Below are 25,775 nucleotides of genomic sequence, written 5' to 3'. Positions count from 1 at the left end.
CTACGCTTTCCTCAGAGCCTGTCAAGCGTTTATTTTGAAGTTTTTTGCGAGAAACTCGTTCAACTTCAAACACTTGGCTCGCTGCGATCTCTCGTAGCGGGAGGCGAATCATACAGCGTTTAGAAGCGCTGTCAACCACCATTTCAACCGCTATCGATCAGGCGATCGAAGCACCACCAGTACTACCTGGATTAAGCAACTCTTTGAATTTCAAGGAGTTTCTCGTTCCGACTACGCTGGAAGTGGGGCGCATTATAAGGGGATTAGAACCCCCGTCAAGGCTTAATTTCAATAAACTTTGATATCGCCTAAAACAAAGCGGGGAGGCCTGTCGGCCTCCCCGCTTCTATATATAGCTACGCCACCAGACACTCACTCCGCCTTGAGCGTAACCCGGGCAAACGCCTTCTTGCCCGCCTGACACACATGAGTGGCGCCAATCGCAAACAAGAAGTCACGCTCGACCACCACACCATCAACCTTGACCGCACCACCATTGAGCAGATCGCGCGCCATCGCCGAGTTCTTCACCAGGCCAGCACGGTTCAGCACAGCAGCGATCGGCAAGTCTTCAGCCGCGGCCACTTCAATCTCGGGCAGATCTTCCGGCAACTCTCCCTCTTTCATGCGATTACCCGCCGCACGGTGGGCGTTGGCAGCCGCCTCTTCACCATGGAAACGCGCAACGAGCTCTTCCGCCAGCTTGATCTTGATGTCGCGCGGGTTCGCACCATTGGCGACATCAGCACGGTACTGCTCGATCTCCTCCATGGAGCGGAAGCTCAGCAATTCGAAGTAACGCCACATCAGCGTGTCCGGGATCGACACCAGCTTGCTGTACATCACCCCAGGCGCTTCCTGGATACCTACATAGTTGCCCAGCGACTTGGACATTTTCTTAACGCCGTCCAGCCCTTCGAGCAGCGGCATGGTCACGATGCTCTGCGCTTCCTGGCCGTAGGCGCGCTGCAGCTCGCGCCCCATCAGCAAGTTGAACTTCTGGTCGGTACCACCCAGCTCCACATCAGCCTTGAGGGCTACCGAGTCGTACCCCTGCACCAGCGGGTAAAGGAACTCATGGATGGCGATCGGCTGATTGGTGGTATAGCGCTTGTCGAAGTCGTCGCGCTCAAGCATGCGCGCCACCGTGTACTGCGACGCCAGGCGAATGAAGTCCGCCGGTGTCAGCTTGTCCATCCAGGTGGAGTTGAACGCGACCTCGGTCTTGGCCGGGTCGAGAATCTTGAACACCTGCTGCTTGTAGGTCTCGGCATTATCCAGCACCTGCTCACGGGTCAACGGCGGGCGCGTCGCGCTTTTGCCACTCGGATCACCGATCATTCCAGTGAAGTCGCCGATCAGGAAGACGACCTGATGACCCAGCTCCTGGAACTGGCGCAGCTTGTTGATCAGCACGGTGTGCCCCAAGTGCAGGTCGGGCGCAGTCGGATCGAAACCTGCTTTGATACGCAGAGGCTGGCCGCGCTTGAGCTTCTCGACCAGTTCCGACTCGACCAACACTTCTTCCGCACCGCGCTTGATAAGCGCCAGCTGCTCTTCAACCGACTTCATAGACAGACCCGCAAGGCTCAGATTCAAGGGGAGCCAACCATACAAGATCGGCCATCAAATACAAGTTTCGCAACGGGATGTGACCTGACCGCAGCCTCGCGGCGTCTACGCGCCCTTGCGTGAAATTGGATTTGGTTATATTTTATACAGTTATTTCATCTTCATCATGTCATTCATCTTTTCCATATTCACTTTTCTTCAAAAAGCCACCTTACCTATGACCGACGAAACGCCTAAAGCGCCACCGCTTTATCCGAAAAGCCATCTGCTGGCCGCCAGCGGCATCGCCGCCCTGCTCAGCCTGGCTCTGCTGGTATTTCCGTCCAGCGAAGTCGAAGCCAAGAAGACCACCCTCAGCCTCGAGCTGGAAAGCCCGGCAGAGCAACTGAAGGGCGAGCCCGGTGCCGCGCCACTGGTGCAGAGCGAAGCAGATCAAGGCTCACCGTTCGCACAAATCGAAGGTGCCGACTCCAAAACCGAGCAAGCTACTCAAGAACTCCCAGCCCTAGAACAGAAACCAGAGGCCAAGGAGCCTGGGCATCGCGAAGTCACCGTGGCGCGTGGCGATACACTGTCCACCCTGTTCGAAAAAGTCGGCCTGCCAGCCAATGCGGTGCACGACCTGCTGGCCAGCAATAAGCAGGCCAAGCAGTTCAGCCAGCTCAAGCATGGCCAGGTGCTGCAATTCGAACTCGACAAGGACGGCCAACTGGCCAGCCTGCAAAGCAAGGTCAGTACCCTCGAGACCATCCGCCTGACAAAGACCGCCAAGGGCTACAGCTTCGACCGCGAAATCAGCAAGCCGTTGGTACGTACTGCCTACGCCCACGGCGTGATCAAAAGTTCGTTGTCGGCCTCGGCCCAGCGTGCCGGCCTGTCGCACAGCCTGACCATGGACATGGCCAAAGTACTGGGCTACGACATCGATTTCGCTCAGGACATCCGCCAGGGTGACGAATTCGACGTCGTCTACGAGCAGAAAGTCATGGATGGCAAGGTGATCGGTACAGGCAACATCCTGTCCGCCCGCTTCACCAACCGCGGCAAGACCTACACTGCGGTGCGCTACACCAACAAGCAGGGCAACACCAGCTACTACACAGCCGACGGCAACAGCTTGCGCAAGGCGTTCATCCGTACCCCCGTGGACTTTGCCCGTATCAGCTCGCGGTTTTCCGCTGGCCGCAAGCACCCGATTCTGAACAAGATCCGCGCACACAAGGGCGTCGACTATGCCGCGCCACGCGGCACACCAATCAAGGCAGCCGGTGACGGTCGCATCGAGCTGGCCGGCCGTCGCGGTGGGTACGGCAACACAGTGATCATCGCCCACGGCAACCGGTACAAAACTCTCTACGGGCACATGCAGGGCTTTGCCAAAGGCATCAAGACCGGCAGCAGTGTGAAGCAGGGGCAGATCATCGGTTATATCGGTACCACCGGCCTGTCTACAGGGCCGCACCTGCACTATGAGTTCCAGGTCAATGGCGTCCACGTCGACCCGCTGAGCCAGAAGGTACCGATGTCCGATCCGATCGCCAAGGCCGAACGTCAGCGGTTCTTGCAGCAGAGCAAGCCACTGATCGCGCGCATGGATCAGGAAAAGGCCACCATGCTCGCAGCGAACAAGCGCTGAGCTATGGCGCTCTACCTGGGAGTAATGTCTGGCACCAGCCTCGACGGCCTGGACATTGCACTGATCGAGCAAGGCGAGCAGCTGAAGCTGCTCGCCACCCACTACCTGCCAATGCCCGCCGACCTGCGTCAGCAACTGCTAGCCCTGTGCGCCAGCGGCCCTGACGAAATCGCACGTGCAGCGTTGGCGGAAAACCGCTGGGCCAGCCTGGCCGCGGAAGGTATACAGCAGCTACTGAAAACACAGGGGCTGCAGCCTGACGCCATCCGCGCCATCGGCAGCCATGGCCAGACCATCCGCCACGAGCCTGCCCGTGGCTTTACCGTGCAGATCGGCAACCCGGCATTACTCGCCGAGCTGACCGGGATCACAGTGGTAGCCGACTTCCGCCGGCGCGATGTGGCTGCTGGCGGCCAAGGCGCTCCGTTGGTGCCCGCGTTTCATGAAACCCTGTTCGGCCGTCTTGGCCAGCGGCTGGCAGTGCTCAACGTAGGCGGTTTCAGCAACCTCAGCCTGATCGAGCACGACAAGCCGGTCCACGGTTTCGACTGCGGCCCCGGCAATGTATTGCTGGATGCCTGGGTCGAGCGTAAACGCGGCCAGGCTTATGACGCAGACGGCGCCTGGGCAGCTACTGGAGTGGTCCAGACCGATTTGCTGGACGCGTTGCTGAGCGACCCTTTCTTCGCCGGCAGCGGCCCTAAGAGTACTGGCCGCGAAGTGTTCAACCTGCCTTGGCTGGATGGCCATCTCGCTCGCATGCCGCATTATCGTGACGAAGATGTTCAGGCCACGCTGCTTGAGCTGACGGCGCGCAGCATCATCGAGTCCTTGCGCGATGCACAGCAAGGCACAGAAGCGCTGCTTGTATGTGGCGGCGGTGCACGCAACGGTGCATTGATGGCTCGCCTTGACGCGCTGCTACCCGATGCCCGGGTCACCAGCACCCAGGCATATGGCGTAGACCCCGACTGGGTCGAGGGCATGGCATTTGCCTGGCTGGCCCACTGCTGCCTGGAAGGCATCGCCGCCAACCGCCCCAGCGTGACGGCAGCCAAGGGGCTGCGGGTTCTCGGCGCGATCTACCCGGCCTGACCTTGCGATCGCAACGAAAACGCCGCGCAAATGCGCGGCGTTTTTTGTACCACCGGGCTTCAGATCGAGAAGGAAGAGCCGCAGCCACAAGTGGTAGCGGCATTCGGGTTCTTGATCACGAAGCGCGAGCCCTCAAGGCCTTCCTGGTAATCCACCTCCGCGCCCGCCAGATACTGGAAGCTCATAGGATCTACCACCAGAGATACACCTTCGCGCTCGACGATGGTGTCATCTTCGGCCACATCTTCATCGAAGGTGAAGCCGTACTGGAAACCCGAGCAGCCGCCACCGGTCACGAAAACCCTCAGCTTCAGACGATCATTGCCTTCCTCGCAAACCAGGGTCTTCACCTTTTGCGCGGCGCCGTGAGTAAATTCCAAAGCCGTGGGGGTGAAGGTTTCGACGCTCATGTTGATTCTCCCGGCGCAGTAGCCGCCATAAAACTCGATGACGCGCATTATCCGCTTCTCCGAGAAAATCGGTCAACAATACGTAAGCAGCAAGTGACAAGCTCCAAGCTGAACGCAATACGCTCACTTGCAGCTTAGAGCTTGCCGCTTGCCGCTTGTGGCTGCTGTCAGGGCAGCAGGCCCGCATGGGACAGGCCCATGCGCTCGTCCAGGCCGAACAGGATGTTCAGGTTCTGCACCGCCTGGCCTGACGCGCCCTTGACCAGGTTATCGATGACCGACAGCACTACCACCAGGTCACCACCTTGCGGGCGATGAACGGCGATACGGCAGACGTTGGCACCGCGCACGCTACGGGTTTCCGGGTGGCTGCCCGCTGGCATCACGTCGACGAACGGCTCGTCTGCGTAGCGCTTCTCGAACAGTGCCTGCAAGTCGACCGACTTATCGGCCACTGTCGCGTACAGGGTCGAGTGAATGCCGCGGATCATCGGGGTCAGATGCGGCACGAAGGTCAGGCCGATGTCCGTGCCTGCAGCCAGGCGTAGGCCTTGGCTGATTTCCGGCAAGTGACGGTGGCCCTTGACCGCGTAGGCCTTCATGCTCTCGCCAGCTTCGCAGAACAGCGAACCCACGGCGGCGCCACGACCGGCGCCGCTGACACCCGACTTGCAGTCGGCGATCAGGCGCAACGGGTCGGCCAGGCCAGCTTCAAGCAGCGGCAGGAAGCCCAACTGGGTAGCGGTCGGGTAGCAGCCCGGCACAGCGATCAGGCGCGCCTGGCGAATTTTCTCACGGTTGACTTCAGGCAGGCCGTAGACCGCATCCTTGAGCAACTCCGGCGCGCCGTGCGGCTGCCCGTACCATTTTGCCCACTCGGCAGCGTCCTGCAGGCGGAAGTCGGCGGACAGGTCAATGACCTTGGTCCCGGCAGCCAGCAACTCACCGGCCAAAGCGTGGGCGACACCGTGCGGGGTGGCGAAGAAGACCACGTCGCAGGCTGACAGAGCCTTGCTGTCCGGCACGCTGAAAGCCAGGCCGTCATAGTGGCCGCGCAGGTTCGGATACATGTCGGCGACCGCTACGCCCGCCTCGGAGCGCGAAGTGATGACCGCCACCTCGGCCTGTGGATGCTGTGCCAGCAGACGCAACAGTTCGACGCCGGTGTAACCCGTGCCGCCGACGATACCGACCTTGATCATAACGCTTGCCCCTTATCAACGAGCCGTCTGGAAAGCGCACGATGATAGGGGCGCAAGGCGCCTGTAACAACTCTTCGGGTGACCCTTCGGGCGCTTGGCCTCTACTATCTGACGACCGTGAATACCTGAAGGAACTCTCTCCATGCTTTACCTATGGATAAAAGCGCTGCACATCGTCAGCGTCGTCTGCTGGTTCGCCGGTCTGTTCTACCTGCCCCGGCTGTTCGTCTACCACGCCCAAAGCCAGGACAGCATCAGCCAGGACCGCTTCGTGACCATGGAGCGCAAGCTGTACCGCGGCATCATGAACCCGGCGATGATTGCCACCTACGTGTTCGGCGCCTGGATGCTCTATCTCACGCCAGGCTGGCTGAGCCAGGGCTGGCTGCACGCCAAGCTGACACTGGTGCTCCTGCTCACCGGCTACCATCACATGTGCGGCGCCCAGCGCAAACGCTTTGCCACCGGTGCCAACACCCGCAGCCACGTTTACTACCGCTGGTTCAACGAGGTACCCGTGCTGTTCCTGCTGGCCATCGTGATTCTTGTGGTGGTCAAACCGTTCTGACGACAATCGCACTGTACAGGAGCCCCGCCCATGTCATTGCCTGCTTCGCTCGAACAACGCCTGCGCTTGCCCGTGGTGGCGGCGCCGATGTTCCTGATCTCCAACCCCCAGCTGGTCCTGGCCTGCTGCGGCAACGGCGTGGTCGGCAGTTTCCCCGCCCTGAACCAGCGCGACAGTGCCGGTTTCAAGGGCTGGCTCGAGGAGATCGAAGCGGGCCTTGGGCAGCTGCAGGCGCCAGCCCCTTATGCGGTCAATCTGATCGTCCACCCATCCAACCCGCGCCTGCAGGCTGACCTTGCCCTGTGTGTCGAGCATCAGGTGCCTATAGTCATCACCAGTCTTGGCGCGGTGAAGGAAGTCGTCGATGCCGTACACGGCTATGGCGGCCTGGTGTTCCATGATGTGACCACCCGGCGTCACGCTGAGAAAGCTGCACAGGCCGGCGTCGATGGCCTGATCGCGGTGGCGGCAGGTGCAGGCGGGCATGCTGGCACCTGGAGCCCGTTCGCCCTTGCGGCCGAAATCCGCCAGTTTTTCGACAAGACCCTGCTATTGGCCGGCTGCATCAACCACGGCCATGAAATACTCGCCGCCCAGTTGCTTGGCGCGGACCTGGCCTACATGGGGACTCGCTTCATTGCCACCCAGGAGAGCCATGCCCAAGAGGCGTATAAACAGATGCTGCTCGGCGCCCATGCAGCGGACATCGTCCATACCTCAGCGGTTTCCGGCATACCGGCAAGCTTTTTGCGCCAGAGCCTTGAACAGGCTGGGTTTGACATGGCCGCACTGAAGGCCGGCCAGGAACAGGGCAAACTCAAGCCAATCGATGATGAAGCCAAGGCCTGGAAGACAGTATGGTCTGCCGGGCAAGGCGTCGGAGATATCCATGACCTGCCCGGCGCCGCAGCACTGATCGAGCGCCTGCACGGCGAATACAGAGCAGCCCTGGAGCGCAGCCAGGCGTTACGCGCCAAGGCCTTGTAGCAAAAGGCAACACCTGGCCTGGCCACGCTGTACACTAGGCGCCCTCTTTAGCCCTCAGGAGCCTTGCATGACCCGTTACGCCATGATCACTGGTGCTTCCAGCGGCCTGGGCTTGGCCCTGGCGGAAGCTCTGGCGCGGCGCGGGCGCAATCTGATCCTGGTGGCACGCCACCGTGAAACCCTTGAGCCGGTAGCCATCGAGCTGACCCAGCGCTTCGGCGTCGAAGTACTGCTACGCGCCTGCGACCTCAGCCAACCGCTGCGCCTGTCCGGTTTCGTACTCGAGCTGGAAGAGGGCGAGCGGCGCATCGACCTGTTGGTCAACTGCGCCGGCCAACGTACCTATGGCCCGTTTCTCGCCCACGAGTGGGCAGACGAGCAGGACCTGCTGGAGGTGAACATTCTCGCCATGAGCCGCCTGTGCCATGCCATCGGCAACCTCATGGCAGTACAGGGTGGTGGGCAGATCCTCAATGTCGCCGGCCTGGCCGCCGTAGCGCCAGGCCCCTGGATGGCCACCTATGCCGCCAGCAAGGCCTATGTGCTGCATTTCACCGAAGCCCTGCGCGAAGAGCTCAAGCCCACGGGCATCAAGGTTTCGGTCCTTTGCCCCGGCCCGGTGCGCTCTTCGCGCCGGCGTATTCCCAGGCTCGAAGGCAGCAGCCGCTGCCTCAGCCCCGAAGAGGTGGCGCTGTACACCGTGCGCGCATTGGCGAAAAACCGGGCGCTGATCATTCCGGTTCGCCGCAACCGCTGGCTGGCATTCGCCCCGCGCCTGTTGCCCCGCTGGTTGGCGCGCAAGCTTGCAGGCTTCATCCACCGCCGTTACTGCCCGGTCGGAATGGAATAGCCCACTGGGCGAGCGGCGCCTGGCTAAGTACACTCGGCCAGGACACTCACCTTGGAGCAAGTGCTGTGGACGATTTATTCATCAAGATCATCAACCGGGAAATCCCGGCGAAGATCATCTACGAGGACGACCAGGTTCTGGCCTTCCACGACATCGCGCCCCAGGCGCCGGTGCACTTTCTGGTCATCCCGAAAAAACACATCCGTACGCTCAATGACCTGACCGAAGAGGACAAGGGCCTGGCCGGCCACATCCTGTTCACCGCCCAGCGCCTGGCCAAGGAGCTTGGCTGCGACGATGGCTTCCGCGTGGTCATGAACTGCAACGAGCAAGGCGGCCAGACCGTCTACCACATCCACATGCACGTGCTCGGCCAGCGCCAGATGCACTGGCCACCGGGCTGACCCAAGGCAAGCCCACCCCGGGCGATTGAGGTAAACTGTCGGGCATCACTTCAGCGGAGGTGCCCGATGGCTACCGAACGTCACTATTCGCCGCTCGACCGCTTGTTGCTGCAGGCCGATACCGCCATGCGCACCTTGCTGCCCTTCAGCGGCCAACCCTCCCGGCCGTCTCCGGCCATTGTCCAGCCCGACGTCGAGCTCGACGAAAGCCAGACCCGCCACATCGCCGGGCTCATGCGCATCAACCATACCGGCGAAGTCTGCGCCCAGGCGCTGTACCAAGGCCAGGCCCTGACCGCCAAGCTGCCCCAGGTGCGCAAGGCAATGGAGCATGCAGCCGAGGAAGAAATCGACCACCTGGCCTGGTGCGAACAGCGCATCCGTCAATTGGGCAGCCACCCCAGCGTGCTCAATCCGCTGTTCTACGGCATGTCGTTCGGCATCGGCGCGCTCGCCGGCATGGTCAGCGACAAGGTCAGCCTGGGCTTCGTCGCTGCCACCGAGCATCAGGTGTGCAAACACCTGGACGAACACCTGGAGCAGATCCCCCATGAGGACGAAAAGTCCCGTGCCATTCTCGAGCAGATGCGCGTCGACGAAGAGCAACACGCCGATTCGGCCCTTGAAGCAGGTGGCTATCGCTTCCCCGCGCCCGTACGTTTCGGTATGAGCATGCTGGCCAAGGTCATGACCAAAAGCACTTACCGCATCTAAGGGCACGCCAATGACGGACCGTATCGACGCCAAGGACCTGGCGCGCGCCGTACAAGCAGGAGTTCTCCAGCCGGGCCAGGACAAGGCCCTGCTGGACTTTCTGCGCCAGCAGCCAGCAGCTCGTGGCAGTTTCCAGCTGGCACACGTCGCCTTCTATTTCGGCGCCCTACTGATCATGGGGGCGATGGGCTGGCTGCTGACCGAAGCCTGGATGCGAATCGGTGATTGGGCGCTGCTGGCCATCGCCGTTCTTTACATCGGTCTTCTCACCCTGTTCGCCCTCAACCTGCAAAAACGCCAGCAACCCATCGCAGCTGGCGTCTTGGCGGCGGTCGCGGTAAGCATCGTGCCCCTGGCTGTCTTTGCCATCGAACGCCTGGCCGGGTGGTGGCCACTGGACGATCGGCAAACGGACTATCACCAGTACTACACCTATGTGCAGGGCGGATGGCTGATGATGGAGGCGGCCACGGTGGTCGCCGGTTTGTTGATGCTGCGCCTGATCCCCTACCCGTTTATCGTGATGCCGATTGCCGTGGCCTTATGGTTCATGTCGATGGACCTTAGCGAGTGGGTGTTCGGCTCGCCGTTCAGCTGGGAACAGCGGCGCACGGTTTCGCTGTGGTTCGGGCTCGGGCTGCTCATGGTGTTTCTGGTGGTCGACGGGCGCACGCATGAGGATTACGCCCACTGGGGTTACCTGGCAGGGCTGGCAGCGTTCTGGGGTGGGCTGACGATGATCGAAAGCGACAGCGAGCTGGGTAAGGCGCTGTACTGTCTGATCAACCTGGGTCTGATGGCAATGGCGGTGCTGCTGCGCCGGCCGGTGTTCATGGTGTTCGGGGCGCTGGGGGTGGCGGCTTATCTTGGCTACCTGTCTTACGAGGTATTTGCCGAGTCGCTGCTGTTCCCGGTGGTGCTGACCTTGATCGGGTTGGGGGTGATCGGGCTGGGGCTGGGTTATCAAAAGCGCCGGGAGCACCTCAGCCAGTCATTGAGGCGTTGCGTACCTCGTTGGCTGGTAGTGGCTCTCCCAGCCTTGCGCAACTGAAGAGCGCCGGGGCCGCCTTGCGGCCCTTTCGCGACGCAAGGCCGCGCCCACAGACCGCGAACCTTCGAGCGGCCTTGTGTCGCGAAAGGGCTGCGCAGCAGCCCACAAGTCTCAACCCAGCTCAACGATCTCGTAGCCGTGGGTGATTTCCACGCCCGCGCGCTCCAGCATGATCGACGCCGAGCAATATTTCTCTGCCGACAGCTCCACCGCACGCTTGACCTGAGCCTCTTTCAGCCCGCGCCCTTTGACCACGAAGTTCATATGAATCTTGGTAAACACCTTCGGGTCTTCGCTGGCGCGCTCGGCCTCCAGGAAGGCTTCGCAGCTTTCCACCGCTTGGCGCGATTTCTTCAGGATACTCACTACGTCGAAGCTGCTGCAGCCACCCAGGCCGAGCAGGAGCATTTCCATCGGGCGCACGCCCAGATTGCGGCCCCCAGCCTCGGGTGGGCCGTCCATCACCACGACGTGCCCGCTCCCCGATTCGCCAAGGAACATCGCTTCACCGGCCCATTGGATGCGTGCCTTCATCTGTCCGTACTCCTGAATCTCGCAAAAGGGTGTCAGCTTAAGCCTTGTGTGGCTGTCGGAAAAGCTCCACACGTTTGGCATTTGTGCCGAAACATCCTGCAGTGTCTGATAAGCTGGCGCCAATTGACTGACGCGTCGCGTTAGCCGACTCCCCACCAGAGCCTATGGGTCGTATCGAACAGGATTTCGTGATGGTTGCCTCAGCCCTACCCGCCAAGATCAAGAACATCGACAAGCTGCTGATGCACTGCCAGCGCCGCCGCTACACCGCCAAGAGCAACATCATCTGCGCGGGTGACCGGGCCGAAACGCTGTCGTTCATCATCAAGGGTTCAGTCACCATCCTCATTGAGGATGACGAAGGCCACGAGATGATCATCGCCTACCTCAACAGTGGCGATTTCTTCGGCGAACTGGGTTTGTTCGAACCCGCCGGCAGCGATCAGCAGCGCAGCGCCTGGGTGCGCGCCAAGACCGAGTGCGAGGTGGCGGAGATCAGCTATGACAAGTTTCGCGACCTGGCCCGCCAGGACCCGGAGATTCTCTACGCCCTCGGCAGCCAGATGGCCCAGCGCCTGCGCAACACCACGCGCAAGGTGGGCGACCTGGCCTTCTTCGACGTTACCGGCCGGGTCGCCCGTTGCCTGCTGGACCTGTGCAAGCAGCCAGACGCCATGACCCACCCGGACGGCATGCAAATCAAGATCACCCGCCAGGAAATTGGCCGTATCGTCGGGTGCTCGCGAGAAATGGTCGGCCGCGTGCTCAAGGACCTCGAGGAACGCAGCCTGGTCCAGGTCAAGGGCAAGACCATGGTGGTTTACGGTACCCGTTAGTCCTTGGGCAGCGCTGCAAGCACTTCGCTGTAAGCCTTCGACAGGCGCTCGAACCAGGGTACAGCGGGCGCCACTTCGTGCAGGGCAATATGACTATCGGCCCGGCAACGCTGCTCGAGCCCGCAACATTCATTGAAACGGTTGACCGCCGCGACCATCGACTCGCGCTCGTTATCCAGCAACAACGCACCATGCACCAGCACCACCGGCCGTTTTCCACCCAGCCCCTGGCGCCAGCGCTGGGCAGTCCCCACCAGCTTGCGGCCATTGAGGTTGACGTTATAGCGGCCGTCGCAGAAGGCCCCGTCGATCTCGCCCACCGAAGCCACACCGCCCCATTCGCGCAGTACATCGCACAACGGCAGGCAGAGGCGTTCATACGCGTTCTCGATACGGCCATGGTCGCCTTCGCTGCGTGGAGCGACATACACCAGCGCCACATTCACTGTCGAATGCGACTGAGGGACCGGCTCCCCACCGGTTTCACGCAACAGCACTGGCCAGCCAGCGATCGCCAACTCCGAGCAGGCTGCCTCGAAGTTGTCCAGGCGGCTCATGCGCCGAGGCATGACCAGCGCATGATCCGTCGGGCGCCAGAACAGCACACCACTTTCGGTTTCGCCACGGCAGACCGCAGCCAAAAGATCTTGCTCGGCGTGCAGGCCCTGCTCGACGGTGAGGGCCAGGGGTTGATCGGTCATTGATCCACCTTCGATAAAGCCGGCGATTGCCGGCTTCAACGTTGCTTAGTCCAGTTGCTGCACAGTCTTCTTCACCTGTTCAGGGAAGAACAACCGCTGCAGTTCCAACCCCGGCTGCTCGGCCCGCATGAACGCCTCACCCACCAGGAACGAGTAAACGTCATTGATTTCCATCAACTCGACATCGGCACGGTTGAGAATGCCACTCTCGGTGATGGCCAGGCGATCCCGGGGGATGCGTGGCAGCAGGTCAAGAGTGGTCTCCAGGCTGACTTCGAAAGTATGCAGGTTACGGTTGTTGACCCCCACCAGCGGGGTATCAAGCGTTTTCAACGCACGCTCCAGCTCGTCACCGTCATGTACTTCGACCAGCACGTCGAGACCGACGTCCTTGGCGGTAGCGGCCAACTCGGCCATCTTGACGTCATCGAGCGCCGACACGATCAGCAGCACGCAGTCTGCGCCCAAGGCGCGTGCTTCGATGATCTGATAAGGGTCGACCATGAAATCTTTGCGGATCACCGGCAGCGAAACAGCGGCGCGCGCCTGCTGCAGGTACTCATCGGCACCCTGGAAATAGTCCACATCGGTCAACACCGACAGGCAAGTCGCCCCGCCCTTTTCGTAACTGACGGCAATTTCCGACGGCACGAAGTTTTCGCGGATCACGCCCTTGCTCGGCGAGGCCTTCTTGATTTCGGCAATCACCGCTGGCTGCTTGCGCTTGGCTTGCTCGATCAGGGCATTGGCAAACCCGCGCGGGCCATCCGCCGCCTTGGCCAGGCGCTCCATTTCGGCGAGGCTGACGCGCGCGCTGCGCTCTGCCACTTCCTGGAACTTGCGGGCAATGATCCTTTCCAGCACCGTCGGGACACTCATGCTTCGTTCTCCACCTTGAATACCGCTGTAAAGGCACCCAGCTCCTGCAGCTTTTCCCAGGCCAGCCCGGTGTGCAGCACATCGTGGGCCAGATCCACACCAGCCTTCAGGCTCATGGCGTGGTCAGCGGCGTACAACGCAGCGCCCGCATTGAGCACTATCATCTCGGCAGCCTTCTGGCCATTCTCGGTCTTGCGCCGGCCCAGTGCATCACGGATCAACTCCAACGACGCCTGTGGGTTCTCGACTGCCAGGCCATGCAGGCTCTGGCTCTTGATGCCAAGGTCTTCAGGCTCGACCCAGTATTCGCTGATCTGGTCGTTCTTCAGTTCGGCGACAAAGGTAGGCGCGGCCAGGCTGAACTCATCCAGGCCATCCTTGGAATGCACGACCAGCACATGCTTGCTACCCAGGCGTTGCAGCACTTGCGCCAGCGGGCGGCACAAGGCCTGGCTAAATACACCAACCACCTGGTGTTTCACCCCAGCCGGATTCGTAAGCGGGCCGAGCATGTTGAACAGGGTACGCAGGCCCAGGTCGCGGCGCGGGCCTGCGGCATGTTTCATGGCCGAGTGATGGCTCTGGGCGAACATGAAGCCGATACCGAGGCTGTCAATGCAGCGCCCCACTTGGATAGGTGTCAGGTTCAGGTAGATGCCGGCAGCTTCCAGCAGGTCAGCGCTGCCGCTCTTACCGGAAACTGCGCGATTGCCATGTTTGGCCACGGTGCAGCCTGCCGCCGCCAGGACGAACGAGGAGGCGGTGGAAACGTTGAAGATGTTGGCGCCATCACCGCCCGTACCGACGATGTCGACTACGCCATCAAGGCTTTTCAGCTCGACCTTGTCAGCCAGCTCACGCATGACCGAAACCGCGCCAACGATCTCGTCGATGCTCTCGCTCTTCATGCGCATGCCCATCAGGAAGGCGCCGATCTGCGCCTCACTGCATTGGCCGGTCATGATCTGGCGCATCACATCGCGCATTTCTTCGGTGGAAAGGTCCAGGTGGCCGACAATACGGCTCAACGCGCTTTTGATATCCATGCTCGGTCCTTAGCGGCGGCCGCCGGTCTGCTTGAGGAAGTTGGCGAACAGCTCGTGGCCCTGCTCGGTCAGGATGGACTCGGGATGGAACTGCACCCCTTCAATGTTCAGTGTCTTGTGGCGCAGGCCCATGATCTCGTCGACCGAACCATCGTCATGTGCAGTCCAGGCAGTCACTTCCAGGCACTCTGGCAGGGTCTGGCGCTTGACCACCAGGGAATGGTAGCGGGTTACGGTGAGCGGGTTGTTGAGCCCGGCGAACACGCCCAGGTCGCGGTGATATACCGGGCTGGTCTTGCCGTGCATGACCTGGCGGGCACGCACTACATCGCCGCCAAACGCCTGGCCGATTGATTGGTGGCCCAGGCAGACCCCAAGGATCGGCAGCTTGCCGGCGAAATGCATAATGGCCTCGATGGACACACCGGCTTCGCTCGGCGTGCAAGGGCCAGGGGAGACGACGATGCGCTCAGGGTTGAGGGCTTCTATCTCGGCAACGGTGATTTCGTCGTTGCGAATGACTTTGACCTCGGCACCCAACTCGCCAAGGTATTGAACGACGTTGTAAGTGAATGAGTCGTAATTGTCGATCATCAGTAACATCGGGCTAAACCTCTAGAATCTACTGACTTTAAAAGTCGAACCTTCCTACACCAAAAACAGACACGGCGTTGCCACTAGGGGCGCTCGGAAACGGACAGGAAGGCAAACGGGGGCGGGCCGGACAGGCCGGCAAGAGATAAAGTCAGGCGCGCCAACGCCAACGGGCGTGGGCCTTGATAACGCGCATCAAGAGTTTGCTGACGATCAACACGGGATAGGTCTCGCTCATACTTGCAGGCACAGTAGCCTACCGGCGCGGCGGGCGCAATATGCCCGTAAATACGGGAAACGAATGGACTTGGAAGGCATGCCCCGCGATTTGCTAAGGTCGATCGGGTTGTCCTCATAAAAACAATGAAAAGGATGTTCCCAGATGCGAAAAGCACCTTTGCTACGTTTCACCTTGGCTACGTTGGCGCTCGCCTGCAGCCAGGCTTTCGCAGCCCCCTCGCCTTACTCGACAATGATCGTCTTCGGCGACAGCCTCAGCGATGCCGGGCAATTTCCTGACCTGACCGGCGGTACTGCCGGTATGCGTTTTACCAACCGTGATGAGAATGGCAACTTTGCACCTGTCTCGCCGATGATCCTCGGCGCACGCCTGGGTGTGAGCGCGGAAGATCTCAATCCGTCCACGTCCCTCGGCATACGCCCCGACGGCAACAACTGGGCCGTTGGCGGCTACACCACGCAGCAGATCCTGGATTCGATCACCACCACTTCCGAGACAGTCATTCCGCCAGGCCAACCTTTTGCCGGCCTGGTACTACGCGACAAGCCCGGGTATCTGGCCAATGGCTTGCGCGCAGACCCCAATGCCCTCTACTACCTGACCGGTGGCGGCAACGACTTTCTGCAAGGCCTGGTGAGCAGCCCTGCCGATGCCGCCGTCGCAGGATCGCGCCTGGCCGCCAGCGCCCAGGCCCTGCAACAAGGCGGTGCCCGCTACATCATGGTCTGGCTGCTACCCGACCTCGGCCAAACGCCGAATTTCAGCGGCACGCCGCAGCAAAACGCCCTGTCGCAACTGTCCAGCGTGTTCAACCAGTCACTGGTCAGCCAACTGGGCCAGATCGATGCCGAAATCATTCCACTGAACATTCCCGTACTGCTGAACGAAGCACTGGCCAGCCCGACGCAATTCGGCCTGGCCAGCGGGCAGAATCTGGTCGGCACCTGCTACAGCGGCAACAGTTGCGTGGAAAACCCGCTGTACGGCATCAATGGCACCACGCCCGACCCCACCAAGCTGCTGTTCAACGACTCGGTACACCCAACCATCGCCGGCCAGCAACTGATTGCCGACTACGGCTACTCGATCCTTTCCGCACCCTGGGAGCTGACGCTGCTGCCGGAAATGGCCCACGCCAGCCTGCGCGCGCATCAGGACGAACTACGTAATCAATGGCAGGCGCCCTGGCAGGCGGCTGGCCAATGGCAGGCCTTTGTTGCCACTGGCGCGCAAGATCTGGACTTCGACGGCGAGCGCAGTTCTGCCAACGCTGACGGGCGCGGCTACAACCTCACCCTGGGTGGCAGCTACCGGCTGAACGACGCTTGGCGCTTAGGGCTTGCCGGCGGGGTCTATCGCCAGAAACTGGAGGCAGGCGAACAAGACTCGGACTACAAGCTCGACAGCTACCTGGCCAGTGCCTTCGCCCAGTTTCGTGAGGACCGCTGGTGGGCCGACGCAGTGCTGAGCGCAGGGCACCTGGACTATCACGACCTCAAACGCACCTTCGCCCTAGGCGTGAATGACCGAAGCGAGAAAGGTGATACCGACGGCGAAGCCTGGGCTGTGACCGGTCGACTGGGATACAACCTGGCAGCCGATAGCAGTGACTGGCAGCTGGCGCCGTTCATCAGCGCCGACTACGCGCGAGTGAAGGTGGATGGTTATGACGAGAAGAGCGGACGTTCGACGGCCCTGGGCTTCGATGACCAGGAACGCACTTCGCGTCGCCTGGGCGTAGGGTTGCTGGGCAGCGTGCAAGTACTGGCCAGCACCAGGCTGTTTGCCGAGGTGGCGCAAGAACATGAGTTCGAGGATGACCAGCAGGATGTGACGATGCACCTGACGACACTGCGAGCCAATGACTTCACGCTGACCGGGTACACACCGCAGAGCGACCTGACTCGTGCCAGCCTTGGGGTCAGCCATGAGCTGGTGGCGGGGGTGCACCTGCGCGGGAGCTACAACTGGCGCAAGAGCGACGAGTTGACCCAGCAAGGAATAAGCTTGGGCGTCAGCGTCGACTTTTAACCGGATGGGGCCGCCATGCGGCCCCACGCCTGAGAATTACTCGGCAGGACGTTGCTCAGCCAACGCCACCGCACGGAACATCGCCCGGCGCTTGTTGATGGTTTCTTCCCACTCCAGCGCCGGCACCGAGTCGGCGACAATGCCGCCACCTGCCTGCACATGCAGTTCGCCGTCCTTGATCACGGCCGTGCGAATGGCAATCGCGGTATCCATGTTGCCATTCCAGGCAAAGTAGCCCACCGCACCGCCGTAGACGCCACGCTTGACCGGCTCCAGTTCGTCGATGATCTCCATCGCGCGGATCTTCGGTGCACCCGACAAGGTACCCGCCGGCAGAATCGCCCGCAGTGCATCCATCGCGGTCAAGCCTTCGGCCAGTTGCCCGGTAACGTTGGAAACGATGTGCATGACATTGGAGTAGCGCTCGATCACCATCTTTTCGGTCAAGCGCACGCTACCGGTGGAGGACACACGGCCCACATCGTTGCGGCCCAGGTCGATGAGCATCAGGTGCTCGGCGATCTCCTTGTCGTCCGAAAGCAGGTCATCTTCCAGCGCTCGGTCGGCCTCCTCGTTGGCCCCCCTTGGACGGGTACCGGCAATCGGGCGTACGGTGACCAGATTGTCTTCCACCCGCACCAGCACTTCCGGCGAACTGCCAACAACGTGGAAGTCCCCGAAGTTGAAGAAGTACATGTATGGCGTCGGGTTGAAGCAGCGCAGCGCACGGTACAAGTCTATGGGCGCTGCCTTGAAGTCGATCGACATGCGCTGGGACGGCACCACTTGCATGCAGTCACCGGCCAGGATGTACTCCTTCACGGTGTCCACAGCGCGCTCGTAATCCTCTTGGGTGAAGGAGGAGCGGAACGCCGGCTCTGCCGCCATGGGGCCGCTCAGGTCCAGGCCGCGTCGCGGCGTGATAGGTTCGCGCAGCTTGGCCAGCAGCCCTTGCAGGCGCGCCTGGCCTTGCTCGAAAGCCTGCTCTTCGGACGGATCGACCAGTACGATCGCATGCATCTTGCCGGCCAGGTTGTCGAACACCACCACGGCATCCGAAACCATCAGCAGGATATCCGGCACGCCCAGAGGGTCAGGGTTGGGGCAAGCGCCCAGGCGCTTTTCCACGTAGCGAACGCAGTCATAGCCAAAGTAGCCGACCAGGCCACCGTTGAAACGCGGCAGGCCGGCAATGTCAGCGACCTTGTAGCGGTCCTTGAAGGTTTCGACGAATGCCAGCGGGTCTTCGACATCATGGCTTTCGACCTGCACGCCATCGTGCAGAATGCTCACGTGATAGCCATGCACACGCATCACCGTGCGCGACGGCAGGCCGATCATCGAATAACGGCCCCACTTCTCACCGCCCTGCACCGACTCGAGCAGGTACGAGTTGGCCTGGTCTGCCAGCTTCAGGTAGATAGAAAGCGGGGTATCGAAGTCGGCCAGGGTTTCACAGGCCAAGGGGATGCGGTTGTAGCCGGCAGCGGCCAGGCGCAGGAATTCTTCGCGGGTCATGAGTAGCCTCGGAGCAACAATGAGAGTCGGGCAAACGGACGGGCCGGCAAAGGCCGGCGGGCAGAAGTCAGGCGCGCCAACGCCAACGGGCCAGGGCCTTGATGACTTTCATCCACAATTTGCCGGTAACCACCACGGTGGGCTCTCTGTCTTGTGAGGCTTGAAGGTCCGCCAACGTTATCCCAGTGTCGGTGACTACGCAACCAGGCAGCAGCAGGCGCAGGTCGCCTATGACCAGGCTGGGCGCTTCCTCATCGATCGGCCGGCCGTGGTTATAGCCATAGCTCAGCCCAACGCACTGCACGCCGGCGGCCTTGGCCGCCAGCACATCACTGCGCGAGTCCCCCACAAACAGCGCCTGGCCGGGCTTCACGCCGGCCATTTTCATGACGAACAGCAACGCAGCAGGGTCGGGCTTCTTCTGTGGCAGGGTATCGCCGCCAATGATCCAGCGGAAATAACGGCCGATCTTCATCTGGTCGAGCAACGGTGCGACGAAGCGTTCAGGCTTGTTGGTGATCAGCGCCATCTCCACGCCCTGCTTGCGCAGCCAGCGCAAGGTGTCGTGCACACCAGGGTATACAACCGTCAGATCATGGCTTTCGGCGTACGCCTCCATGAACAGTGCAAGGCCGCGCTCGGCCAGCTCATCGTCTACGGTCGCGTGGTCCAGGCCGCCGGCAAGTGCGCGGCGCACCAGCACCGGTGCGCCGTTGCCTACCCAGTGCCGCACGGCGTCAAGGCCGGCGGCCGGACGGCCAAGTTCGAGCAGCATGCGGTCAACGGCTGCGGCCAGGTCGGGGACTGAATCGATCAGGGTACCGTCCAGATCGAACATCACCAGCCTGGGCAGCGTCCCGGGGAACAGCTGCTCGAAGCCGCTCATGGGCGGGCCTGAGCCAGTTCGGCGCGCATCTTGGCGATCACTTCCTGATAATCCGGCGCGTTGAAGATCGCCGAGCCGGCGACGAAGGTATCTGCGCCAGCGGCAGCGATTTCGCGGATGTTGTTGACGTTCACCCCACCGTCGATTTCCAGGCGAATATCACGGCCACTGGCGTCGATCAGCGCACGGGCTTCGCGCAGCTTGTCCAAGGTGCCGGGGATGAATTTCTGCCCGCCAAAGCCTGGGTTGACGCTCATCAGCAGCACCATGTCGACCTTGTCCATCACGTACTTCAGCGCGTCCAGGCTGGTAGCCGGGTTGAACACCAGGCCGGCCTTGCAGCCACCGTCACGGATCAGCTGCAGCGAGCGGTCGATGTGCTGCGAGGCTTCCGGGTGGAAGGTGATGTAGCTGGCACCGGCTTCGATGAAGTCACCGATGATGCGGTCTACCGGGCTGACCATCAGATGCACATCGATCGGCGCGGTCACACCGTACTTGCGCAAGGCGGTGCAGACCATCGGGCCAATGGTCAGGTTGGGTACGTAGTGGTTGTCCATCACGTCGAAGTGGACGATGTCGGCACCCGCGGCCAGTACCTTGTCGACATCCTCGCCCAGACGGGCGAAATCGGCGGAGAGAATGGAGGGGGCAATAGCGTAGGGCTGCATGGCGCACCTGTTGGCAGAATCTAGGTGGCGCGCATTGTAACTCAGCGAACTGGATAGGGGCTGATTGGCATCAATCCGTGTGAAGGGGTCACTGCGACGCCAGCATCGGCCTTTTCGCAGGCAGTCCTGCGAAAAGGCCGATCAATCACGCAGGCTGCTGAGTCCTCAGCTTCTCACTGCGCCCGCGCAACCACTCCAGGGTCAGCAGCAGCACCACCGAAAAACCGATCAGCAAGGTCGCCGCCGCTGCAATCGTCGGGCTCAAGTTCTCGCGAATGCCGCTGAACATCTGCCGCGGCAGGGTGGCCTGTTCTGGCCCGGCGAGGAACAGCGTCACCACCACCTCATCGAACGAGGTCGCGAAGGCGAACAGCGCCCCAGAGATCACTCCGGGGGCGATCAGCGGCAAGGTGACCCTGCGAAACGCAACCACCGGTGAGGCCCCCAGGCTGGCAGCCGCACGCACCAGGTTGTAATTGAAGCCTTGCAAGGTCGCCGACACGGTAATGATGACGAACGGCACACCCAGCACCGCGTGCACCAGGATCAGCGAAATGAAGCTGTTACCCATCCCCAACGGGGCAAAGAACAGGTAGCTGGCTACACCAATGATCACCACCGGCACCACCATCGGCGAAATCACCAGCGCCATGACCAGCGACTTGCCCGGAAAATCGGCGCGGGTAAGCCCGATCGCTGCCAGCGTACCGAACACCATGGCCAGCAGCGTGGCCGCCGGGGCGACGATGACGCTGTTCCTCAGGGCGCGCATCCACTCGGCCGAGGCGAAGAAATCGTGATACCACTGCAGGGAAAAGCCTTGCAGTGGGTACACCAGGAAGCTGCCACTGTTGAACGACAGCGGCACGATCACCAGTACCGGCAACACCAGAAACAGCAATATCAGGCCACAAAGGATACGCAGGCTGTAGAACCACACCCGTTCCACGGGCGACATGTATGGGCTAAGCATCACTAGGCTCCTCAGCTCAGGCGCAGGCGGCTGGCACCGACCAGCCAGCTATAGATCAGGTACAGCAGCACGGTCGCCAGCAGCAACAGCCCGCCCAGCGCGGTAGCCATGCCCCAGTTGATGCTGGTGTTGGTATAGAAGGCCACGAAGTAGCTGACCATCTGGTCGTTCGGGCTGCCGAGCAGCGCCGGGGTGATGTAGTAACCGATGGCCAGGATGAACACCAGCAGGCAACCGGCGCCCACGCCCGCGTAGGTCTGCGGGAAGTACACCCGCCAGAAGCTGGCGAACGGGTGGCAACCCAAGGAGATCGCTGCACGCATGTAGCTCGGCGAAATGCCCTTCATCACGCTGTATAGCGGCAGGATCATGAACGGCAAGAGGATGTGGACCATCGAGATGTACACGCCGGTGCGGTTGAACACCAGCTCCAGCGGCTGATCGATGATGCCCATGGCCATCAATGCACTGTTGATCAGGCCGCCTGACTGCAGCAGTACGATCCACGCTGCCACCCGCACCAGAATCGACGTCCAGAACGGCAGCAACACCAATATCATCAACAGGTTGCCCTGGCGGGTCGGCAGGTTGGCCAGCAGGTAAGCCAGCGGATACGCCAGCACCAGGCAGATGGCCGTGATCACCACACCCATCCACAGGGTGCGGGCAAAGATGTCCAGGTAGATGGACTGGTCGGGGGTGGCCTTGGCCAACTCGCCGAGGTCATCGATACGGTGGTCGACCGATGCCAGCAGGTAATAAGAAGTCACGCTGCTGGTGTTGCGGCGGATCGCCTGCCAGTAAGCCGGGTCGCCCCAACGTTCATCGAGGGCCTGCAAGGCCTCTTTGTAAGAGGCAGGTTCGGCCTTGAACGGCAGCGCCCGAGCGGTCTTGGAGAGCAGGCTGCGGTAGCCGGCCAGCTCCATGTTCAGGCGTTTGGACAGGTCGCCCAAGGTCTGGTTCTTGCGCGATTCGGCCAGGTCCTGGCTCAGGGCCTTGTAAACCTCCTCGCCAGGCAGGCTCTTGCCATCCCACTGCGACACAGCCTGGACCGTGCGCGGCAGGCCGCCGACCACTTCCGGGTTGTCGACGCTCTTGAACAGCAGCGCCGCGATGGGCACCAGGAACACCAGCAGGAGAAACAGCGCCAGCGGCGCGATGAGCGCCTGCGCCTTCCAGCGGTTGACCCGCTCGGCGTGCTTGAGGCGCTGCTTGAGACTTGGACCTGCGCCTTCGTTGAGGGGCACTGCAATGGCCATGGCGAACTCCGCAAAAACAGGGGAACAGGGAGCGCCAGCCAACGGGCCGGCGCTCCTTCGAGGCGCCTTACTTCTTCGCCGCCCAGGCGTTGAAGCGTTGCTCCAGTTGCTCGCTGTTGTCGGCCCAGAAGGCCACATCGATCTGCACCTGGTTGGCGATGTTTTCAGGCGTGGTCGGCATGTCCTTCTTCACCGCGTCCGCCAGCAGCGGCACGGCTTTGGAGTTGGCCGGGCCGTAGGCGATGTTCTCGGAGTAGGTCTTCTGCTGCTCGGGCTGAACGGTATAAGCGATGAATTGCTTCGCTTCCTCGACATTCTTGGCCCCTTTCGGGATGGCCCAAGCGTCGAAGTCGTAGATGCCACCGTTCCACACCACCTTGAGGTTGCTCTCTTTCTGCACCGCAGCAATGCGCCCGTTGTAGGCCGAGCTCATGACCACATCACCCGAGGCCAGGTACTGCGGCGGCTGGGCGCCCGCTTCCCACCACTGGATGCTCGGCTTGAGTTCGTCGAGTTTCTTGAAGGCGCGGTCCACGCCGCCCTTGGTGGCCAGCACCTGGTACACATCCTTGGGCGCAACGCCGTCGGCCATCAGGGCGAACTCGAGCGTGTACTTCGCGCCCTTGCGCAGGCCGCGCTTGCCCGGGAATTTCTTCGTGTCCCAGAAATCGGCCCAGCTGGTCGGGGCTGTCTTGAGCTTGTCAGCGTTGTAGGCCAGCACCGTGGACCAAACGAAGAAGCCCACGCCGCACGGCTGGATGGCGCCCTTCACATAATCGCTTTCGTTGCCGAACAGAGCCGGGTCGAGCTCCTCGAACATGCCTTCATCGCAACCACGGGCCAGTTCTGGCGACTCCACCTCCACCAGGTTCCAGGACACGCTGTTGGTGTCGACCATGGCTTTGATCTTGGCCATTTCACCGTTGTACTCGCCAGCGACGATCTTGCCCTTGCCGGCCTTCTCCCATGGCTCGTAGAACGCCTTGACCTGGGCCGCCTTGTTGGCGCCGCCGAAGGACACTACGGTCAGGTCTGCCGCCATGGCCTGGCCGGCGGCGAACAGGCCAAGGGCCAGGGCGGTCAGTTTCAGCTGCTTGCGCATTATTATTCTCTCCACAGTACAGGGTTGGTGAAGCAATCCATCAGTGGGCTTCGGCAATCGGATCGAGCGCGCGCGCGTGCTCCACCTCCCAGCCCAGCGGTACCACATCGCCCACGGCCAAGGCCGGGTCGAGCTCGGCAATCGGCTGTTTCACGAAAAAGTCAGCCTTGCCACAGACTTCCAGACGTACCCGTACATGGTCGCCCAGGTAGATGAACTCGGCCACGCGGCCGGAGAAGCGATTGACGCAGCTTTGGCTGTGGCCATTGAGGCGCACGCGCTCCGGGCGTACCGACAGGGTCACCGGCTCCCCAGCCTGGCCGACGTTCACCGCCAGCGCCTCGACCCGCTCGCCGCGGGCCAGCTGCACCTGGCAACGATGACCGTCACTGGCCAGCAGCGTGCCGTTGATGCGGTTGTTCTCGCCGATGAAGTTGGCGACGAAGGTGTTGCGCGGCTCCTCATAAAGAGTGCGCGGGTCGGCGATCTGCTGGATCTCGCCCTCATGGAACACGGCCACACGGTCGGACATGGTCAACGCCTCGCCCTGGTCGTGGGTTACGTAGACCACGGTTACACCCAGGCGCTGGTGGATATGCTTGATCTCCATCTGCATGTGTTCACGCAGCTGCTTGTCCAGCGCGCCGAGCGGCTCGTCCATCAGCACCAGCTGCGGCTCGAACACCAACGCCCTGGCCAAGGCCACGCGCTGCTGCTGGCCACCGGAAAGCTGGCCAGGGTAGCGTTTGGCGAAGGCATCGAGCTGCACCATGTTCAGTACCCGCTTGACCCGCTCACTGATGTCGGTCTTGCTCAGGTTGCGCACGCTCAGCGGAAAAGCGAGGTTTTCCGCCACGGTCATGTGGGGGAACAGTGCGTAGTTCTGGAACACCATGCCAATGTCACGTTTGTGCGGCGGCACGTTATTGATGGAGCGCCCGGCCAACTGGATTTCACCGGCGGTCGGGGTCTCGAAACCCGCCAGCATCATCAGGCTGGTGGTCTTGCCCGAGCCGGAAGGGCCGAGCAAGGTGAGGAATTCACCCTTGCGAATGTCCAGGTTGAGGTCTTTGACGATCAGCGATTCGCCGTCGTAGCTCTTCTGCACACCACGGAAACTGACCAGCGTCTCACCGGTGGTCGCGTTCGAATTCGCCTCGCTCATGCCTGCACCTTCTTGTTGGAATGACTGCGTAGGCAAAGACTAAAGAAGACGCAAGCGCCCGGAAATCGGGGGCGCTGAGAGAATGCCATCATCCGGTTGGAAGAGTTTGTGTAGGGATTGCCCTACACCGATGGCGGGATTGGAATGCAAGTCTCAGCCAGCCAGCGGGAAAGCGGTGCCTGGCAGATAACCTATGTCGCAAACAGAACGGTCATACCAGCTTGTGCTCCATGGCGTACTTCACCAGTTCAGCCAGCGAGTTGACCTTGAGTTTCTGCATCAGCCTCGCCTTGTGGGTGCTGATGGTCTTGCTGGAGAGCGCCAGCTGCTGAGCGATATCGTTGACGTTGGCACCTTGAGCCAAGCGTTCGAACACCGAGAACTCGCGCTCCGACAGCAGAGTATGCAGCGGCCGAGTTTCGGTCAGGCCAACCTCGAAGACCATGCGGTCGGCCAACGCCGGATCGATGTAGCGCCCGCCGCCGGCCACTCGGCGGATTGCGGTCAGCAGCAAAGCAGGGTCACTGTCCTTGGTGGCATAGCCGGCAGCGCCGGCCTTGAGCGCGCGCGCGGCCATCTGCGCTTCGTCGTGCATCGACAGCATCAGGATCGCCGGCGGGTTGTGCAGCGCGCGGATCCGCGCAATCGCCTCCAACCCACTGACACCGGGCATCGAGATATCCAGCAACACCACTTCGCAGGCGGTGTGGCGCAGGGTTTCCAGCAGCTGTTCACCATTACCGGCCTCCCCCACCACCTGCATGTCCTTGGCCAGGCCGATCAACTGCTTGATACCTTCGCGGACAATGGTGTGGTCTTCGGCCACCAGCACTCGAATCACGATCGTTCT

Annotated in this window: 26 protein-coding genes; 10 read left to right on the top strand and 16 right to left on the bottom strand. The window is 61.6% G+C overall.

Going from position 1 to position 25,775, the window contains the following annotated elements; all coding sequences use genetic code 11:
* Window positions 1–372: 372 nt before the first annotated feature.
* A complete protein-coding gene (gene tyrS, locus ACMGGN_RS24245; RefSeq protein ID WP_046787598.1) occupies window positions 373–1,572 on the bottom strand; it encodes a tyrosine--tRNA ligase in 1,200 nt (399 codons plus the stop codon).
* A 217-nt stretch (window positions 1,573–1,789) separates the two neighbouring features.
* Here tyrS and ACMGGN_RS24240 point away from each other — a divergent pair, with 217 nt between their 5' ends.
* Together ACMGGN_RS24240 and ACMGGN_RS24235 are read left to right on the top strand one after the other, a co-directional pair.
* The gene (locus tag ACMGGN_RS24240; protein ID WP_115273015.1) at window positions 1,790–3,208 is read left to right on the top strand and encodes a peptidoglycan DD-metalloendopeptidase family protein; all 1,419 of its coding nucleotides are present in this window, start codon (window positions 1,790–1,792) and stop codon (window positions 3,206–3,208) included.
* Between the two features lie 3 nt (window positions 3,209–3,211).
* Window positions 3,212–4,303, top strand: coding sequence for an anhydro-N-acetylmuramic acid kinase (locus tag ACMGGN_RS24235; RefSeq protein ID WP_115273016.1), 1,092 nt, complete (start codon window positions 3,212–3,214; stop codon window positions 4,301–4,303).
* A 59-nt stretch (window positions 4,304–4,362) separates the two neighbouring features.
* Here the strand turns inward: ACMGGN_RS24235 and erpA are convergent, their stop codons facing one another.
* Window positions 4,363–4,713, bottom strand: a complete 351-nt coding sequence (gene erpA, locus ACMGGN_RS24230) for an iron-sulfur cluster insertion protein ErpA (protein WP_046787605.1) — start codon at window positions 4,711–4,713, stop codon at window positions 4,363–4,365.
* A 167-nt stretch (window positions 4,714–4,880) separates the two neighbouring features.
* Window positions 4,881–5,915, bottom strand: a complete 1,035-nt coding sequence (gene argC, locus ACMGGN_RS24225) for an N-acetyl-gamma-glutamyl-phosphate reductase (protein WP_046787595.1) — start codon at window positions 5,913–5,915, stop codon at window positions 4,881–4,883.
* A 142-nt stretch (window positions 5,916–6,057) separates the two neighbouring features.
* On the opposite strand from argC, the gene hemJ reads away from it, so the two are divergent.
* The 6 genes from hemJ to ACMGGN_RS24195 all read left to right on the top strand — a co-directional run bounded on the left by hemJ (window position 6,058) and on the right by ACMGGN_RS24195 (window position 10,489).
* Window positions 6,058–6,483: a protoporphyrinogen oxidase HemJ gene (gene hemJ / locus ACMGGN_RS24220; RefSeq protein ID WP_046787594.1), complete on the top strand. Its 426-nt coding sequence runs from the start codon at window positions 6,058–6,060 to the stop codon at window positions 6,481–6,483.
* Window positions 6,484–6,513: 30 nt separating this feature from the next.
* On the top strand, window positions 6,514–7,470 hold the full coding sequence (locus ACMGGN_RS24215; RefSeq protein ID WP_115273017.1) for an NAD(P)H-dependent flavin oxidoreductase: 957 nt from the start codon (window positions 6,514–6,516) through the stop codon (window positions 7,468–7,470).
* Between the two features lie 67 nt (window positions 7,471–7,537).
* A complete protein-coding gene (locus tag ACMGGN_RS24210) occupies window positions 7,538–8,320 on the top strand; it encodes an SDR family NAD(P)-dependent oxidoreductase (protein ID WP_115273018.1) in 783 nt (260 codons plus the stop codon).
* 65 nt (window positions 8,321–8,385) lie between these two features.
* Entirely contained in the window at window positions 8,386–8,724 is a 339-nt protein-coding gene (locus ACMGGN_RS24205) for a histidine triad nucleotide-binding protein (RefSeq protein ID WP_115273019.1), read from the top strand.
* A 66-nt stretch (window positions 8,725–8,790) separates the two neighbouring features.
* The gene (gene coq7 / locus ACMGGN_RS24200) at window positions 8,791–9,438 is read left to right on the top strand and encodes a 2-polyprenyl-3-methyl-6-methoxy-1,4-benzoquinone monooxygenase (RefSeq protein ID WP_012316538.1); all 648 of its coding nucleotides are present in this window, start codon (window positions 8,791–8,793) and stop codon (window positions 9,436–9,438) included.
* 10 nt (window positions 9,439–9,448) lie between these two features.
* Window positions 9,449–10,489, top strand: coding sequence for a DUF2157 domain-containing protein (locus ACMGGN_RS24195; RefSeq protein ID WP_115273020.1), 1,041 nt, complete (start codon window positions 9,449–9,451; stop codon window positions 10,487–10,489).
* Between the two features lie 111 nt (window positions 10,490–10,600).
* Here the strand turns inward: ACMGGN_RS24195 and ACMGGN_RS24190 are convergent, their stop codons facing one another.
* A complete protein-coding gene (locus ACMGGN_RS24190) occupies window positions 10,601–11,023 on the bottom strand; it encodes an OsmC family protein (RefSeq protein WP_004376171.1) in 423 nt (140 codons plus the stop codon).
* Between the two features lie 191 nt (window positions 11,024–11,214).
* Between ACMGGN_RS24190 and crp the strand changes: the two genes are divergently transcribed.
* Window positions 11,215–11,859 (top strand): cAMP-activated global transcriptional regulator CRP, encoded by a 645-nt coding sequence (gene crp, locus ACMGGN_RS24185; RefSeq protein ID WP_046787604.1) that lies wholly within the window; start codon window positions 11,215–11,217, stop codon window positions 11,857–11,859.
* On the opposite strand, the gene ACMGGN_RS24180 is transcribed toward crp, so the two are convergent.
* Genes ACMGGN_RS24180 through ACMGGN_RS24165 form a run of 4 tightly spaced genes read right to left on the bottom strand, consistent with a single transcriptional unit; the run spans window position 11,856 to window position 15,088 of the window.
* Complete coding sequence (locus ACMGGN_RS24180) at window positions 11,856–12,560, bottom strand: biotin/lipoate A/B protein ligase family protein (protein ID WP_125924639.1); 705 nt, start codon at window positions 12,558–12,560, stop codon at window positions 11,856–11,858. The genes crp and ACMGGN_RS24180 overlap by 4 nt on opposite strands.
* Window positions 12,561–12,605: 45 nt before the next feature.
* A complete protein-coding gene (trpC, locus tag ACMGGN_RS24175) occupies window positions 12,606–13,439 on the bottom strand; it encodes an indole-3-glycerol phosphate synthase TrpC (RefSeq protein WP_115273022.1) in 834 nt (277 codons plus the stop codon).
* The gene (gene trpD / locus ACMGGN_RS24170; RefSeq protein ID WP_251962688.1) at window positions 13,436–14,485 is read right to left on the bottom strand and encodes an anthranilate phosphoribosyltransferase; all 1,050 of its coding nucleotides are present in this window, start codon (window positions 14,483–14,485) and stop codon (window positions 13,436–13,438) included. Before trpD ends, trpC begins: the two co-directional genes overlap by 4 nt.
* Window positions 14,486–14,494: 9 nt before the next feature.
* Window positions 14,495–15,088 carry an aminodeoxychorismate/anthranilate synthase component II gene (locus ACMGGN_RS24165; RefSeq protein ID WP_046787586.1) on the bottom strand — a complete coding sequence of 198 codons (594 nt, stop codon included), beginning with the start codon at window positions 15,086–15,088 and terminating at the stop codon, window positions 14,495–14,497.
* Window positions 15,089–15,461: 373 nt separating this feature from the next.
* Between ACMGGN_RS24165 and estP the strand changes: the two genes are divergently transcribed.
* On the top strand, window positions 15,462–17,351 hold the full coding sequence (estP, locus tag ACMGGN_RS24160) for an esterase EstP (RefSeq protein WP_414156337.1): 1,890 nt from the start codon (window positions 15,462–15,464) through the stop codon (window positions 17,349–17,351).
* Window positions 17,352–17,387: 36 nt separating this feature from the next.
* Here the strand turns inward: estP and trpE are convergent, their stop codons facing one another.
* The 8 genes from trpE to ACMGGN_RS24120 all read right to left on the bottom strand — a co-directional run bounded on the left by trpE (window position 17,388) and on the right by ACMGGN_RS24120 (window position 25,769).
* On the bottom strand, window positions 17,388–18,869 hold the full coding sequence (gene trpE, locus ACMGGN_RS24155; protein WP_046787584.1) for an anthranilate synthase component I: 1,482 nt from the start codon (window positions 18,867–18,869) through the stop codon (window positions 17,388–17,390).
* Between the two features lie 67 nt (window positions 18,870–18,936).
* Window positions 18,937–19,755, bottom strand: coding sequence for a phosphoglycolate phosphatase (locus tag ACMGGN_RS24150; RefSeq protein WP_251962687.1), 819 nt, complete (start codon window positions 19,753–19,755; stop codon window positions 18,937–18,939).
* Window positions 19,752–20,426, bottom strand: a complete 675-nt coding sequence (gene rpe, locus ACMGGN_RS24145) for a ribulose-phosphate 3-epimerase (RefSeq protein ID WP_012316548.1) — start codon at window positions 20,424–20,426, stop codon at window positions 19,752–19,754. Before rpe ends, ACMGGN_RS24150 begins: the two co-directional genes overlap by 4 nt.
* 145 nt (window positions 20,427–20,571) lie before the next feature.
* The gene (locus ACMGGN_RS24140; protein ID WP_012316549.1) at window positions 20,572–21,399 is read right to left on the bottom strand and encodes an ABC transporter permease; all 828 of its coding nucleotides are present in this window, start codon (window positions 21,397–21,399) and stop codon (window positions 20,572–20,574) included.
* 11 nt (window positions 21,400–21,410) lie between these two features.
* A complete protein-coding gene (locus tag ACMGGN_RS24135; protein ID WP_046787582.1) occupies window positions 21,411–22,658 on the bottom strand; it encodes an ABC transporter permease in 1,248 nt (415 codons plus the stop codon).
* 67 nt (window positions 22,659–22,725) lie between these two features.
* Window positions 22,726–23,760: an ABC transporter substrate-binding protein gene (locus ACMGGN_RS24130; RefSeq protein ID WP_115273027.1), complete on the bottom strand. Its 1,035-nt coding sequence runs from the start codon at window positions 23,758–23,760 to the stop codon at window positions 22,726–22,728.
* Between the two features lie 40 nt (window positions 23,761–23,800).
* Window positions 23,801–24,925 (bottom strand): ABC transporter ATP-binding protein, encoded by a 1,125-nt coding sequence (locus ACMGGN_RS24125; RefSeq protein ID WP_039601666.1) that lies wholly within the window; start codon window positions 24,923–24,925, stop codon window positions 23,801–23,803.
* Between the two features lie 211 nt (window positions 24,926–25,136).
* On the bottom strand, window positions 25,137–25,769 hold the full coding sequence (locus ACMGGN_RS24120) for a response regulator transcription factor (protein ID WP_174142587.1): 633 nt from the start codon (window positions 25,767–25,769) through the stop codon (window positions 25,137–25,139).
* Between the last annotated feature and the right edge of the window lie 6 nt (window positions 25,770–25,775).

This window comes from Pseudomonas sp. BNK-30, assembly GCF_047456185.1.
In the GTDB taxonomy this organism is placed as follows: domain Bacteria; phylum Pseudomonadota; class Gammaproteobacteria; order Pseudomonadales; family Pseudomonadaceae; genus Aquipseudomonas; species Aquipseudomonas putida_E.
The sequence above is the reverse complement of the archived record's forward strand: the minus strand, read 5'-3'. Positions and strand labels throughout refer to the sequence as shown.

Bases quoted from the DNA above. Each gene is read 5' to 3' on its own strand.
- tyrS (WP_046787598.1), bottom strand. From the start codon at position 1,572: ATGAAGTCGGTTGAAGAGCAGCTGGCGCTTATCAAGCGCGGTGCGGAA.
- ACMGGN_RS24240 (WP_115273015.1), top strand. From the start codon at position 1,790: ATGACCGACGAAACGCCTAAAGCGCCACCGCTTTATCCGAAAAGCCAT.
- ACMGGN_RS24235 (WP_115273016.1), top strand. From the start codon at position 3,212: ATGGCGCTCTACCTGGGAGTAATGTCTGGCACCAGCCTCGACGGCCTG.
- erpA (WP_046787605.1), bottom strand. From the start codon at position 4,713: ATGAGCGTCGAAACCTTCACCCCCACGGCTTTGGAATTTACTCACGGC.
- argC (WP_046787595.1), bottom strand. From the start codon at position 5,915: ATGATCAAGGTCGGTATCGTCGGCGGCACGGGTTACACCGGCGTCGAA.
- hemJ (WP_046787594.1), top strand. From the start codon at position 6,058: ATGCTTTACCTATGGATAAAAGCGCTGCACATCGTCAGCGTCGTCTGC.
- ACMGGN_RS24215 (WP_115273017.1), top strand. From the start codon at position 6,514: ATGTCATTGCCTGCTTCGCTCGAACAACGCCTGCGCTTGCCCGTGGTG.
- ACMGGN_RS24210 (WP_115273018.1), top strand. From the start codon at position 7,538: ATGACCCGTTACGCCATGATCACTGGTGCTTCCAGCGGCCTGGGCTTG.
- coq7 (WP_012316538.1), top strand. From the start codon at position 8,791: ATGGCTACCGAACGTCACTATTCGCCGCTCGACCGCTTGTTGCTGCAG.
- ACMGGN_RS24195 (WP_115273020.1), top strand. From the start codon at position 9,449: ATGACGGACCGTATCGACGCCAAGGACCTGGCGCGCGCCGTACAAGCA.
- ACMGGN_RS24190 (WP_004376171.1), bottom strand. From the start codon at position 11,023: ATGAAGGCACGCATCCAATGGGCCGGTGAAGCGATGTTCCTTGGCGAA.
- crp (WP_046787604.1), top strand. From the start codon at position 11,215: ATGGTTGCCTCAGCCCTACCCGCCAAGATCAAGAACATCGACAAGCTG.
- ACMGGN_RS24180 (WP_125924639.1), bottom strand. From the start codon at position 12,560: ATGACCGATCAACCCCTGGCCCTCACCGTCGAGCAGGGCCTGCACGCC.
- trpC (WP_115273022.1), bottom strand. From the start codon at position 13,439: ATGAGTGTCCCGACGGTGCTGGAAAGGATCATTGCCCGCAAGTTCCAG.
- trpD (WP_251962688.1), bottom strand. From the start codon at position 14,485: ATGGATATCAAAAGCGCGTTGAGCCGTATTGTCGGCCACCTGGACCTT.
- ACMGGN_RS24165 (WP_046787586.1), bottom strand. From the start codon at position 15,088: ATGTTACTGATGATCGACAATTACGACTCATTCACTTACAACGTCGTT.
- estP (WP_414156337.1), top strand. From the start codon at position 15,462: ATGCGAAAAGCACCTTTGCTACGTTTCACCTTGGCTACGTTGGCGCTC.
- trpE (WP_046787584.1), bottom strand. From the start codon at position 18,869: ATGACCCGCGAAGAATTCCTGCGCCTGGCCGCTGCCGGCTACAACCGC.
- ACMGGN_RS24150 (WP_251962687.1), bottom strand. From the start codon at position 19,755: ATGAGCGGCTTCGAGCAGCTGTTCCCCGGGACGCTGCCCAGGCTGGTG.
- rpe (WP_012316548.1), bottom strand. From the start codon at position 20,426: ATGCAGCCCTACGCTATTGCCCCCTCCATTCTCTCCGCCGATTTCGCC.
- ACMGGN_RS24140 (WP_012316549.1), bottom strand. From the start codon at position 21,399: ATGCTTAGCCCATACATGTCGCCCGTGGAACGGGTGTGGTTCTACAGC.
- ACMGGN_RS24135 (WP_046787582.1), bottom strand. From the start codon at position 22,658: ATGGCCATTGCAGTGCCCCTCAACGAAGGCGCAGGTCCAAGTCTCAAG.
- ACMGGN_RS24130 (WP_115273027.1), bottom strand. From the start codon at position 23,760: ATGCGCAAGCAGCTGAAACTGACCGCCCTGGCCCTTGGCCTGTTCGCC.
- ACMGGN_RS24125 (WP_039601666.1), bottom strand. From the start codon at position 24,925: ATGAGCGAGGCGAATTCGAACGCGACCACCGGTGAGACGCTGGTCAGT.